General features: G+C 70.0%; 11 protein-coding genes. 4 read left to right on the top strand and 7 right to left on the bottom strand.

The window, feature by feature from the left end:
* Positions 1-194 precede the first annotated feature (194 nt).
* Entirely contained in the window at positions 195-518 is a 324-nt protein-coding gene (locus OHA11_RS13535; RefSeq protein WP_030672301.1) for an STAS domain-containing protein, read from the top strand.
* A 478-nt stretch (positions 519-996) separates the two neighbouring features.
* The gene (locus tag OHA11_RS13530; protein WP_266495805.1) at positions 997-3516 is read left to right on the top strand and encodes an ATP-binding protein; all 2520 of its coding nucleotides are present in this window, start codon (positions 997-999) and stop codon (positions 3514-3516) included.
* Between the two features lie 111 nt (positions 3517-3627).
* Here OHA11_RS13530 and nucS read toward each other — a convergent pair whose 3' ends face one another.
* Positions 3628-4299 (bottom strand): endonuclease NucS, encoded by a 672-nt coding sequence (nucS, locus tag OHA11_RS13525; RefSeq protein ID WP_266495803.1) that lies wholly within the window; start codon positions 4297-4299, stop codon positions 3628-3630.
* Positions 4300-4640: 341 nt separating this feature from the next.
* Here nucS and OHA11_RS13520 point away from each other — a divergent pair, with 341 nt between their 5' ends.
* Positions 4641-5033 carry an SCO5389 family protein gene (locus OHA11_RS13520; RefSeq protein ID WP_266495801.1) on the top strand — a complete coding sequence of 131 codons (393 nt, stop codon included), beginning with the start codon at positions 4641-4643 and terminating at the stop codon, positions 5031-5033.
* Positions 5034-5412: 379 nt separating this feature from the next.
* Here the strand turns inward: OHA11_RS13520 and OHA11_RS13515 are convergent, their stop codons facing one another.
* On the bottom strand, positions 5413-6441 hold the full coding sequence (locus tag OHA11_RS13515) for an LLM class flavin-dependent oxidoreductase (RefSeq protein ID WP_266495799.1): 1029 nt from the start codon (positions 6439-6441) through the stop codon (positions 5413-5415).
* A 218-nt stretch (positions 6442-6659) separates the two neighbouring features.
* On the opposite strand from OHA11_RS13515, the gene OHA11_RS13510 reads away from it, so the two are divergent.
* On the top strand, positions 6660-6992 hold the full coding sequence (locus tag OHA11_RS13510) for an ATP/GTP-binding protein (RefSeq protein WP_266495796.1): 333 nt from the start codon (positions 6660-6662) through the stop codon (positions 6990-6992).
* Between the two features lie 33 nt (positions 6993-7025).
* On the opposite strand, the gene OHA11_RS13505 is transcribed toward OHA11_RS13510, so the two are convergent.
* The 5 genes from OHA11_RS13505 to OHA11_RS13485 all read right to left on the bottom strand — a co-directional run bounded on the left by OHA11_RS13505 (position 7026) and on the right by OHA11_RS13485 (position 12033).
* Positions 7026-7841, bottom strand: a complete 816-nt coding sequence (locus OHA11_RS13505) for an ABC transporter permease (protein WP_266495793.1) — start codon at positions 7839-7841, stop codon at positions 7026-7028.
* Complete coding sequence (locus OHA11_RS13500; RefSeq protein ID WP_266495790.1) at positions 7838-9058, bottom strand: ABC transporter ATP-binding protein; 1221 nt, start codon at positions 9056-9058, stop codon at positions 7838-7840. The genes OHA11_RS13505 and OHA11_RS13500 overlap by 4 nt, the downstream gene beginning before the upstream one ends.
* Before the next feature lie 128 nt (positions 9059-9186).
* Positions 9187-9957 carry an ABC transporter permease gene (locus OHA11_RS13495; RefSeq protein ID WP_266495787.1) on the bottom strand — a complete coding sequence of 257 codons (771 nt, stop codon included), beginning with the start codon at positions 9955-9957 and terminating at the stop codon, positions 9187-9189.
* Between the two features lie 4 nt (positions 9958-9961).
* Positions 9962-10954 carry an ATP-binding cassette domain-containing protein gene (locus tag OHA11_RS13490; protein ID WP_266495784.1) on the bottom strand — a complete coding sequence of 331 codons (993 nt, stop codon included), beginning with the start codon at positions 10952-10954 and terminating at the stop codon, positions 9962-9964.
* Positions 10955-11097: 143 nt separating this feature from the next.
* Positions 11098-12033, bottom strand: a complete 936-nt coding sequence (locus OHA11_RS13485) for a hypothetical protein (RefSeq protein ID WP_055617802.1) — start codon at positions 12031-12033, stop codon at positions 11098-11100.
* Positions 12034-12215: the final 182 nt, after the last annotated feature.

The following is a 12215-nucleotide window of genomic DNA, read 5'->3' as shown; positions in this document are numbered from 1 at the left end:
ACACTCACACGCACAGACAGACCCACAGACACACGTACTGACTCCGGGGTGATCTTCCGCCGATCACTCCTCGGGGTGAATTCGGTATCGGTTCGCTTACAGAGGGCAACTTCTGCCCCGGTACGGCAGTCAGTCCTGGCAACACAGGACATGACGAAGACGCAGCGTACGAAACGCACTCTCGGGGAGCGCATATGTACATCAGGGGCGACCACGCCGAGCTGGTCGTCGGGGGCCGCCTCGACGTACGCAGCGCGGCGGACGCCCGTACGGTCCTGCACTCGGCCGTCGACGACGGTGTCGGCGACCTGGTGCTCGACCTGTCAGAGCTGGACTCCTGGGACGCCACCGGACTCGGTGTCATCATGGGGGCCCACCGGCGGGCGGGGCGGTGCGGCCGGAGGCTTGTGCTGCGCGGCGTCCCGCCGCAGATGCAGCGCCTGCTGGTGGCCACCCGGCTTCACCGGATCCTGGCGATCGAGGGCGGCATCGGGGTCGAGTCACTGCCCAGGGTGTGACCCCTCGTCGCCCGGGGCACGGCCCCGAGGCACCTCCGGATGTGACTCCGCGTCACTGTCGCAAACGGCGAAGATCGGGTATAGAAGCGCCGTACGAAACGTATCTCGCCCACAATCCTCACGAAGCTGTGACGTCTCGGACGGCGCGGTACCCCGTGTGTTCGTAGATACTGTGCGAAGGTTTAGGGTTCGGCTGCCCGCGTTGATGAACCCGTGAGCGGGCACCGGACCAGAAGCGACAGCGCAGTGTGCAGCAAGGCCGGGAGGGGCCTGGGTCCTGTCGCCGCACTCCCGTCTGCCGCACGACGCCTGGCACGCACGCTCGCGGCGTTGCCGAAAGGCCCTGGTAGCTCCGCTACGAGGACCTTTCGGCGCCTTGCGACCGCACGTACCAGACGCCGCGCGGCCCGCCCTGCGGGCGGACGACGGGAGTCCGGCGACAGGACCCGCACACCACGCTTTTGGGGGGCTTGGACCTATGGACCCGATGAACCGGGGACCCGAAGAGTACGGCCATGACGACGGCGCGGCGCCCAGACAGCGCCCGCCGCGCGATCCTCTGACGTCCGACTTCGGTCAGCACACGCCAGCACTGGCCCGCACCGTCCAACTCGTGTCGGGCGACCAGCTGCTCACCGTCAATCCCGTCGACGGCAGCGAGATCGAGCTCTGCCCACCGGGCGAGCGGCCGCCGCGACCCACGAAGTTCAGCGCAGCCGAGCGGGCCGAACTGGCCCGCGCGGCCCGTCCGCCCGTACCGCCCGGGCCCTCGCTGCCCAGACTGCCGCTGCTGGAGCGGCAGGAGGAGCGCGAGCGCCTGGTGCGGCTGCTCGCGCGCGGGCGTTCCGTACGGCTCACCGGACCTTCGGGTTCGGGCCGCACCGCGCTCCTGGACGCCGTCGCCGACGACTGCGCGGACCTCGCACCGGACGGCGTGGTGCGCCTCAGCGGCCACCGCCGGACCGCGGACGATCTCCTGCACGACCTCTTCGCCACCGTCTACAACGCACCGCTGTACCGGCCGGAGCGGGCGACGCTGCTCGCGCTCGTCCACGAGATCGGCGCGGTCGTCGTCCTGGACGACGTGGACTTCGGCGGCGGCGCGCTCGACGAACTGCTCGACGCGACACCCGAGTGCGCCTTCCTGATCTCCGCGACACCCGATGTTCCCGCGCCGTCCACCGACTCGCTCCTCGAAGAGGTCTTCCTCGGCGGCCTCGGCCGCGGCGGCGGTCTCGAACTGCTGGAGCGCGCCGTCGGCCGCGTCCTGACCGAGGACGAGGCCAACTGGGCGGGCGACCTCTGGTTCGAGTCCGAGGGACTGCCGCTGCGCTTCGTGCAGGCCGGTGCACTGCTGCGGCAGCGCGACCAACTGCGCGCCGACCCGAACGCCTTCGACGAGTTCGGCTACTACGAGGACGCGCCCGTGGACGCGCCCTTCGACGCCGAGGACGGCCACGACGTACCGCTGCCGTCGCTCGCCGAGGGCGCCGCGCCCGCCGCGCTGCTCGCGTCCCGGCTCAGCGAGTCGGCGCGCGCCACGCTGCGCTTCGCCGTCGCGCTGGGCGGCGAGGTGCCGCACCAGGCGCATCTGCCCGCCCTGGTGGGGGACACGCACGCGGACGCCGCGCTCGCCGAGCTCGTCGGCTGCGCGCTCGTCACCCCGGTCGGCTCGCACTACCGGCTCGCGGCCGGCGTACAGACCCAGCTGGAGGCCGTCGGGTACGCGTCCGACACCGAGGAGAGGGCGCTCAGCGCCGCCGAGCACTACGCCTGGTGGGCGGGGCATCCGTCGGTCACCCCGGAGCGGGTCGCCGCCGAGGCGGACGCCGTGCTCGCCGCGCTGACCGCCCTGGAGTCGGTCACGGTGCCGTCGACGGACGACGAGGAGGGCTCCACCGCCGTACGGCTGGCGCGTACGGCCGCGCCCGCGTTCGCCGCGGGGTTGCACTGGAGCGCCTGGGAGCGTGCGCTGCGCGCCGGCGCCGAGGCGGCCCGGGTGTCCGGCGAGGTCTCGGATCAAGCCTATTTCCACCACGAGCTGGGCATCGTCGCGGTCTGCGTCGGGCAGTTCGACCGGGCCCGCTCCGAACTGGAGGCCTCGATCGGGCTGCGCAGCGCCCTCGCCGAGAAGCGCGGCACCGTCGCGGGCCGCCGTGCCCTCGCGCTGGTCGCGGACCGCACCGGCACCACACCGTCGGCCGGGATCGGTTCGACGTCGGGCGAGGAGGTGCCCGACGCGCGGTACGAGGAGTCGGCGTCGCCGCCCGGCGGCGTACCGGCCGGGTACACGCCCGTCCCGTCGCTCCAGCAGCCCGGCGAGCCCGCCACGTTGATCACGAACCGCAGTGGGTCCGCCTCCTCGGGGAAGTCCGGCCGCGTCCAGGGCCTGGTCAACGGCACCCGGCGCAACCTCGTGGCGGCGGGCGCGGGCGCGCTCCTCGCCGCCGTGCTCGGCACCGTGGTGACGCTGGGCGCGACCTCGAACCCGGACGACAAGCCGCCGTCGGAGCGGGTCGGCGTCAACCCGTCGGCCAGCGCGGGCGAGGGCGGCGACGGACTCGGCGCGGACCGGCCCAAGAAGGGCAGCAGCGACGCGGACTCGACGAGCCGTCCGACCGACCCGGGCGACGACGGGATCATCGGGACCTCGGACGACCCGACGCCGACATCGAGCACGGAGCCGTCGGACGACCCGAGTGGGTCCAAGGATCCGAGCCCGACGAAGTCCCCGACGAAGCCGCCGTCTTCGACCAGGCCGCCGACTTCGCCGACGCCGTCGACCAGTCCGACGCCGACACCCACACCTACACCGACTCCGACTCCCACACCGACCGAGCCGAGCGAGACTCCGCCGACGACACCGGAGACCTCCGACTCGGCCAGCGGCCCGGCCTCCAGCCCGGCCGAGACCACGAGTACCGCGAGCAGCCCGACGGACAGCACCGCGCCCGGGTCGCCGACCGGCTCCGGCACGACCGGGACGTCGGTGATCTGACGGGCGGGTACGGCCACCGCCTACGACAACCGCCTACGACACAGGCATGACAGTGGGCCGGGTCCATTACCAGGACCCGGCCCACTGTCATGCCGTACGCACCAGTTGTACTCAGAACAGCCGCAGCTTGTCGTCCTTGATGCCGCGCAGCGCGTTGTAGTCGAGGACCGCGCAGCCGATGCCCCGGTCGGTGGCGAGGACGCGGGCCTGCGGCTTGATCTCCTGGGCGGCGAAGATGCCGCGGACCGGCGCGAGGTGCGGGTCGCGGTTCAACAGCTCCAGGTAGCGCGTGAGTTGCTCCACGCCGTCGATCTCGCCGCGTCGTTTGATCTCCACGGCGACGGTCTGGCCGTCGGCGTCACGGCACAGGATGTCGACCGGGCCGATGGCGGTCATGTACTCGCGGCGGATCAGCGAGTAGCCCTCGCCGAGGGTGTCGATGCGGTCGGCGAGGAGTTCCTGGAGGTGTGCTTCCACGCCGTCCTTGATCAGGCCGGGGTCCACGCCGAGTTCGTGCGAGGAGTCGTGGAGGATCTCCTCCATGGTGATGATGAGTTTCTCGTCCGCCTTGTTGATGACGGTCCAGACACCCTCGTCGTCCCCCGAACCCTCCTTCAGCGTGCAGGGCGGCGACATCCAGTTGAGGGGCTTGTAGGCCCGGTCGTCCGCGTGGATCGAGACACTGCCGTCCGCCTTCACAAGGATGAGGCGGGGGGCGGACGGAAGATGGGCGGTGAGCCGGCCCGCGTAGTCAACGGAGCAGCGGGCAATGACGAGACGCATGGTCGGCAACGCTACTCGACCCGCACGGGTCGGCGCGATCTGCCCACCCGTCGCCCACCGCCACCCTCATCCGAGAACCTTCGGTTCGCCCCATTTATCTCCGGTCAGCTTGACCGGAGCTCGCGCCGTCGCCCCTGTTTCCCCGGATAAGCCCTGTTCGAAAGTGGCCGGTTGTGTGCAGGTTGAGTCTCCCCTGGTTTCTCAATGTCCTGGTGCGGCCACGAACAGTTGCCTACCGTATAAACGGGAGGTCGCGATGCGTGTACTCAGCGTGTTCGGCGTCGCGGTCTCCTTCCCTGTCCGTCAACCCCCTCTGCCGAGGGGGTGCGAGAGGAGAACCCATGTCGCTGGACGTCTCACCGGCCCTACTCGAAAAGGCCGAGCGAGGCGAGGTCGACGAAGCGGAATTTGTCGACTGCGTCCGGATTTCCCTGCCTTACGCATGGGAGATGATCAGCTCCCTGGTGGCCCAGCTGAAGGTGGACGGCGGCAAGTTCGCCGACAACCAGACGCCTCCGCCGGATGAGCAGGCGCGCGGCCAGCTGCTGCGTGCGCTCGCGAGTGACGCGATACGCGGTGCGCTGCAGCGGCACTTCGGGGTGCGCCTGGCCTTCCAGAACTGCCACCGGGTGGCGGTGTTCCCGCTGGACGGCTCGGTGGACGACACCTTGACTCGCTTCACCTCGGTGCGCAGTCAGTTGTTGAATCAGTCGCCGGAGTTCCGGGACTGCTGAGGCGGCGATGACGCACGGCTTGCCGCTCCGTACGCGGGAGGTGCTTTTGTACTGGGGCGGCAAGCTTCCCGTGACGCGCGCCGATCGGACCCGGACAAGGGTCTGTTCCGGCCGGATACGGGCCTGTTGCGGCAGGACGGGGGCCTGTAGCCGTCGTGTACGGGCCTGTTGCGACCGGACGGGGGCCTGTAGCCGTCGTGTACGGGCCTGTTGCGACCGGACGGGGGCCTGCAGCGGTCGTATACGGGCCTGTTGCGATCAGACGCAGGCCTGTCCTGACCCAACCCGGCCCAATCCCCAGCAGGCGTACGCCGGTTGGGCCAGGAAGCATCCCGGCTCGGCCGGGACGCGGTTCCGTTGGGTCCGGGCGGGGCCCCGCTCACCGCAGTCGTGGCAGCACCTCGTCCCCGAGTCGTCGTACGTTCTCCTCGGTCGCCGCCAGGTCGCCCGAGCCCTCCATGAGAAGCGCGAAGCGCGTGATCCCCGTGCGCTCGGACGTCGCCGCGAGGCGGTCGGCGCACAGGCGGGGCGTGCCCACCGGGTGCAGGCCGCAGAGCAGTTCGGTGTAGGCCACCGGGTCCCGCATCGAGCGGGCGCGGCCGTCCACGGTCACATGGGCGTCGAGACCCTGCTTCAGCCAGCCCGGCATGGCCTTGAGGAGCATCTCGACCGCGTCCGTGCGCCGGTCCGCGACCTGGGCGATGCCGGCCGAGACATGGGCCGCGTCCGCGATCTCGTCCGGCGAGTACCCCGCGTCGCGCGCGTGCGTTCGCCACAGCGCGACCATCTCCGCCTTCTCCTCGTCGCCGACATGCATCCCGAGGAGCATCGGCAGCCCGCGCCCGGCGGCGAGCTTGACGCTCGCCGGTGAGGTGCAGGCGACGACGACCTCGGGGCGCTCACCGCCCGTCAGCGCCTCCGACGGCCTTGGTACGACAGGGACTTCACGGAAGCCGAAGCGCTCGGACCCGCCCGCGACGGACGGGTCGCGCAGCCAGCGCACCAGCAGATCGAGTGATTCCGGGAACCCCTTCTCGTACGCTTCGAGACCCGCCCCGAAGACCTCCAGGTCCACCCACGGGCCGCCGCGTCCCACCCCGAGAGAGAACCGCCCGCCGGAGGTCACGTGCAGCAGGGCGGCCTGCTCGCCGAGCGCCACGGGGTGCACGGTGGGCAGCACGCTGACCGCCGTGCCGACCCGGATCCGCCGGGTGCGGCCGAGCAGCAACGCCGCGAGCGTGATGGCCGACGGGCACGTCCCGTACGGCACGAAGTGGTGCTCGGCCAGCCATACGGCGTCGAGCCCGGCTTCTTCGGCGACCTCGGCGGACCGCACCGCACGGTGCAGTGCCTCCCCCTGACCTTGCCCCGGGAACTGGGCCGCCAGTACAAAACTTCCTACGCGCATCGCACTCCTGCCTCCTTGTGCCGACGCGACTCCCCCATCCCGCATAACCGTCTGACACGTGCCAAGGACACGGCCTGTCGGAGAGATTGGCGGATTGTCTGCAGAATGAGCCGGCCGTGCGGGGGATCTGTGGGGGTTGGCGACGTACACGTACCCCTGGGTGCTCCGCGTAGGCTGGACACAGCCCGTGCTCCCTGTATAGCTCCGTGAGGTGTCCTGTGTCCCCGCGTCGCAACCGTCCCAAGGGTGCCGGTGACTCCGGCCGGAGCGCGGAGGCGGATCCGGCCGACCGCTACGGCGGCTGGCAGTCGACGGAGAGCTGGCAGGGCGAGGCCTGGAGCGTGCGGCACGTGGCGGGTGCGAGCGCGCAGGGCAAGACGTACCGCTGCCCGGGCTGCGACCAGCAGATTCCCTCCGGGCTGCCGCACGTGGTCGCCTGGCCCGAGCACTCCGGCGTGGACGAGCGGCGCCACTGGCACAAGGCGTGCTGGAACGCGAAGGACCGCCGCACCACACGGGTGCAGCGGTCCAGGAACGCGCCAAGGTTCTAGTCCTTCGAACGTTTTTCTTGTGCCCCCTATGTCTTACACATCCCGCTTCTCCAGTAGTACGTAGGCGCCGGCGATCGCCGCCGCGGTCACCACGGCGAGGAAGACGAGCTGTGGGCCGCCGTTCCCGCCCTCGGAGTCGAGGTGGAAGATCTGGGCGAGCGCGTTCGGAGCGTTGTACTCCATCATCTTCTTGGGCATCAAGGGCAGGACCGCGGGCACCAGCACCACACCGAGCATCGCGGTGATCGCGCCGGCGGAGTGCCGCAGCATCGAGCCCACCGCGAGCGCGAGGACGCCGAGCAGTGACACGTACAGCGCGCCCATCAGGACGGTCCCGCCCCACGGCGTGTCCGACGTCCCGCCGTCCATGCCCGACGTGATCAGGCCGACCACCCCGATGGCGAGCGCCGACACGACGAACGCGACGACGAAGAAGATCAGCAGCTTGGCGGTGAGCACCCGGTGGCGCTGGGGCGACGCCGTGAAGGTCGCACGGATCATGCCCGTGCCGTACTCCGACGAGATCACCAGCACGCCCAGTGTGATCAGGCAGAGCTGCCCGAGGAGCAGCCCGGAGAAGGCGGGGAGCGTGTACGGGGAGTCGTCGTAGCCCGTCTCGGTGAGATGGGCGGCGACCAGGAAGCCGATGCCGACGACCAGGAGAAGGAAGGCACCGAGCGTCCACATCGTGGAACGCACCGACTTGATCTTCGTCCACTCGGACGCGAGCGCGTGACCGAGGTGGGTGCGCGTGACCGGAATCGGAGAGGTGTACGAAGTCCCGGGCGCGCCCTGCCAGTTGGGGGCAGGGGCGGCCGGCTGCTGCATCTGGTGCTGGGGCGTGCTCATCGGGCGTCCTCGGGCTTGGTCAGGTCGGGGGCGGCGGAGGGCTGCGCGGCGGCGGCCGTGGGCCGGGTGCCGGCGGGCTGGGCGTACGGGTTGGGCTCGCCCGCTCCGGGCGCGGCCGGGGCGACCGGGGCGCCGTACGGGCCCGCGGGCGGCTGTGCCTGCGGCATCGCGAACGGCTGCCCGCCCTGCTGGGGCGACGGCGGGGCGTACCAGCCCGGCTGGCCCTGGCCCGGCACCGGCATCTGCGGCGGCGGCATCGCGCCCGGCGGCAGCTCCGGCCCCAGGCCCTCGCGCTGGTCGATGGAGGAGCGGTAGTCGACGGCGCCCTGCGTCATCCGCATGTACGCCTCCTCCAGCGAGGCCTGGTGCGGGGAGAGCTCCCACAGGCGTACGTCGGAGTCGTGCGCGACGTCGCTGATGCGGGGGAGCGGCAGGCCCATGACACGCAGCGCGCCGTCCTGCTCGGGCAGCACCTGGCCGCCCGCCTCGGTCAGTGCCGCCGTCAGCTTCTCGCGCTGCTGGGGCTCGGTGTCGGACGTACGTACACGCGCGAAGTCGGCGGAGTTGTGCGAGATGAAGTCGCGGATGCTCATGTCGGCGAGCAGCTGGCCGCGGCCGATCACGATGAGGTGGTCGGCGGTGAGGGCCATCTCGCTCATGAGGTGGGAGGAGACGAAGATGGTCCGGCCCTCCGCGGCCAGCGACTTCATCAGGTTCCGTACCCAGAGGATGCCCTCGGGGTCGAGTCCGTTGACCGGTTCGTCGAAGAGCAGCACCTGAGGGTCGCCGAGCAGCGCTGCGGCGATACCGAGCCGCTGGCCCATACCGAGCGAGAAGCCCTTGGAGCGCTTTTTCGCCACGTCCTGGAGGCCGACGACGCCCAGCACCTCGTCCACCCGGCGGGCCGGGATGCCCGACAGCTGCGCGAGGCACAGGAGGTGGTTGCGGGCGTGCCGGCCACCGTGCACGGCCTTGGCATCAAGGAGCGCGCCGACCTGGCGGGGGGCGTTGGGCAGCTTGCGGTACGGGAATCCGCCGATCGTCACCTGGCCGGAGCTGGGGTTGTCGAGCCCGAGGATCATCCGCATGGTCGTCGACTTGCCCGACCCGTTGGGCCCGAGGAAGCCGGTGACGGAACCCGGCCTTACCTGGAAGGAAAGGTTGTATACGGCTGTCTTGTCGCCATAGCGCTTCGTCAGGCCGACTGCCTCGATCATTCTCCGCACCCATCGAAAGGTTCAGGACTTCGGGGCACAGGCCCCCGTAAGGGATAGGAGGATAGCGGGGCGCAGACGGTTCCCCTCAAAGCCGAGCAGAATCGTTGTCCCTGCTCTTGCGCCTACGCCTACGCGTCCCGCCTTTTCAGCAGCGCGTATCCGCCCGCCACCGCCACCACGACCCACAGGACCATGATGCCCAGGCCGCCCCAGGGTCCGTACGGGACGTCGTCGTCGACCGGGGTCACCACCTGCATGATCTTGCTGCCCGCCTGGTCCGGGAGGAACTGGCCGATCTTCTTGGTGGCGGAGACGTTGCCGAGGATGGCGGAGATCAGGAAGAAGAAGGGCATCAGGATGCCGAGGGAGAGCATCGGGCTGCGGAGCATCGTGGCGACGCCCATCGAGAAGACGGCGACGAGGGTCATGTAGAGGCCGCCGCCGATGACCGCGCGCAGGACACCCGGGTCGCCGATCGACGCCCGGTGCGAGCCGAGCATCGCCTGGCCGAGGAAGAAGGCGACGAAACTGGTGGCGAGGGCGACGACGAAGGCGAGTCCGGTGGCCACCGCGATCTTGCTGAAGAGGAACGCGCCGCGCTGCGGCACCGCGGCGAGCGACGTACGGATCATGCCGGTGCTGTACTCGTTGGACACCACCAGCACGCCGAACACGATCATCGCCAGCTGACCGAGGCTCATCCCCGCGAAGCTGATGAACGTCGGGTCGAAGGAGAGGCGGTCGTTCGTGCTCAGATCGTCGAACTCGTTCTTGGACAGCAGCGAGATGAGCACGCCGAGTGCGACGGTGACCACCGCGGCGAGACTGAGCGTCCACACCGTGGACGCCACCGACCGGATCTTGGTCCACTCGGACCGGACGACCTGGGTCGCGGCCATGGATTCAGCCCTTCTTCCAGTCGTTGCCCCACTGGGGCCTCTGCTGCCCGGCGGGCGGCGCGGCGGGCGGCCCGGTGCCGCCGAGCCCCGGGTCCGAGTGCGCGTGGTACTCCACCGACTCCGCCGTCAGCTGCATGAACGCCTCTTCCAGCGAGGCCTGCTGGGGGCTCAGCTCATGCAGCGCGATCTGGTGCTGCGCGGCCAGCTCACCGATGAGCTCCGGCTTCCCGCCGTCCACCTCCAGCGACCCGCCGCCCGTCTCCACGGCGGTGATCCCGGCCTCGTGCAGCACATCGAGCAGCCGCTCCCGCTGGGGCGACCGGATCCGTACGTACGACCGTGAGTTCTGCCGAATGAAGTCGGCCATGGAGGTGTCGGCGAGCAGCCGGCCCTGGCCGATCACGACGAGGTGGTCGGCGGTCAGCGCCATCTCGCTCATCAGATGCGAGGAGACGAAGACCGTACGGCCCTGGGCGGCCAGGGACTTCATCAGGTTCCGGATCCAGTGGATGCCCTCGGGGTCGAGCCCGTTGACCGGCTCGTCGAACATCAGGATCCGCGGGTCGCCGAGCAGCGCGCCCGCGATGCCGAGCCGCTGCCCCATGCCGAGCGAGAAGCCCTTCGCCTTCTTCTTCGCCACCGCCGTGAGGCCGACGGTGTCGAGGACCTCATGCACCCGCGCCTTCGGAATCCCGTTGCTCTGCGCGAGGCACAGGAGGTGGTTGAACGCGCTGCGGCCGCCGTGCATGGCCTTCGCGTCGAGCAGGGCCCCGATGTACTTCAGCGGGTCCTTGAGGTGGTCGTAGTGCTGCCCGTCGATCCGTACGTCACCAGCGGTCGGCCGGTCGAGCCCGAGCAGCATCCGCATCGTCGTGGACTTCCCGGCCCCGTTCGGCCCCAGAAACCCGGTCACGATCCCCGGCCGCACGGTGAACGTCAGATGATTCACCGCCATCTTCTCGCCGTACCGCTTGGTAAGCCCCTCAAGCTCGATCATGGGCCCACGCTAAAACGCGACAAAGCCCCCTGCCACTTCAACGACAGGGGGCTCTTTGCCTTTGAGGGTCCCGCGCACCGTCAGGGGCGAGGGGAACTGCGCGACCAGCCACAACCGGCCCGCAGCTCACCCACAACCCGTACCTACCGAGACTGCTGCGCCGGCACCCCACGAGAGATCGGCTCGTCCTCGGCCGGAGAGCCCGCGGCAGCGACCGCCGCACCGGTGAGCGTTGCGAGCATCTCGCGGACGTTCGTCAGCTGGGCGTTGATCGAGTCGCGACGGTTCGTCAGAGCCGCGAGCTCGCGCTCGGACTCGGACCGGATCCGGTCCGCCTTGGCGTTCGCGTCGGCCACGATGTCCTCGGCCTGGCGCTGAGCCGTCTCCACCGTCTGACGGGCGCGACGCTCCGCGTCCGTACGCAGCTTCTCGGCCTCCAGACGGAGCTGCTCCGCGCGGTGCTCGATCTCCGCGAGACGCTTCTCCGCCTTGGCCTGACGCGAGGCCAGGTCACGCTCGGACTGCTCGCGGCGCTTGGCGAGGTTCGTCTCGAAGTCGGCGGCGGCCTGAGCGGCCTTCGCACGGGTCTCCTCGAAGAGGGCGTCCGCCTCCTCACGCTTGGACTGCGCGTCCTTCTGAGCCTCGGTACGCAGCTGAGAAGCGTCGGACTTGGCCTTCTCGACGATCCGGACGCCCTCGTCCTCCGCCTTGGCCTTGCGGTCCGCAGCGAACGATTCTGCGTCGTTACGCACCTGCTGGGCCGCCGACTCGGCGAGCTCACGGTGCTGTTCCGCCGCGCGACGGGCCTCTTCGCGCAGGTCCTTCGCCTCCTCCTCGGCGAGGCGGAGGATCTTCTCGACGCGCGCGCCGAGGCCGGCGTACGACGGCTCGGCGTCGCTGACCTGGGCCTGGGCGTTCTGCGTTTCGAGATGGAGCTCCTCGATGCGCTTTTCCAGAGCAGTGATACGGGCCAGAGCGCTGTCACGGTCGGAGACGAGCTTCGAAATGCGTTCGTCCACCTGAGCGCGGTCGTACCCACGCCGCACAAGCTCGAAGCCGTAGGGGGAAGTGTCGCTCATGGGGTTCCTGTCGAATGAGACCGGTGAGGTGATAGGGGGAATCCTAGGGGTCAAGACGGTGTGTCATCGAGCAGTAGCCCGATTGATATGGAGAATGACACCCTTTTCGGTGGCTAACTGCCGGAGCACTTGCCAGAGACCCTGTTGAAGGCCTCCGGCAAGCACAGAAGTTGGCCGTTTGG

Source organism: Streptomyces sp. NBC_00878, from assembly GCF_026341515.1.
Lineage (GTDB): Bacteria > Actinomycetota > Actinomycetes > Streptomycetales > Streptomycetaceae > Streptomyces.
Note: the sequence above shows the minus strand (reverse complement) of the source record. Positions and strands in the feature narration are given on the sequence as shown.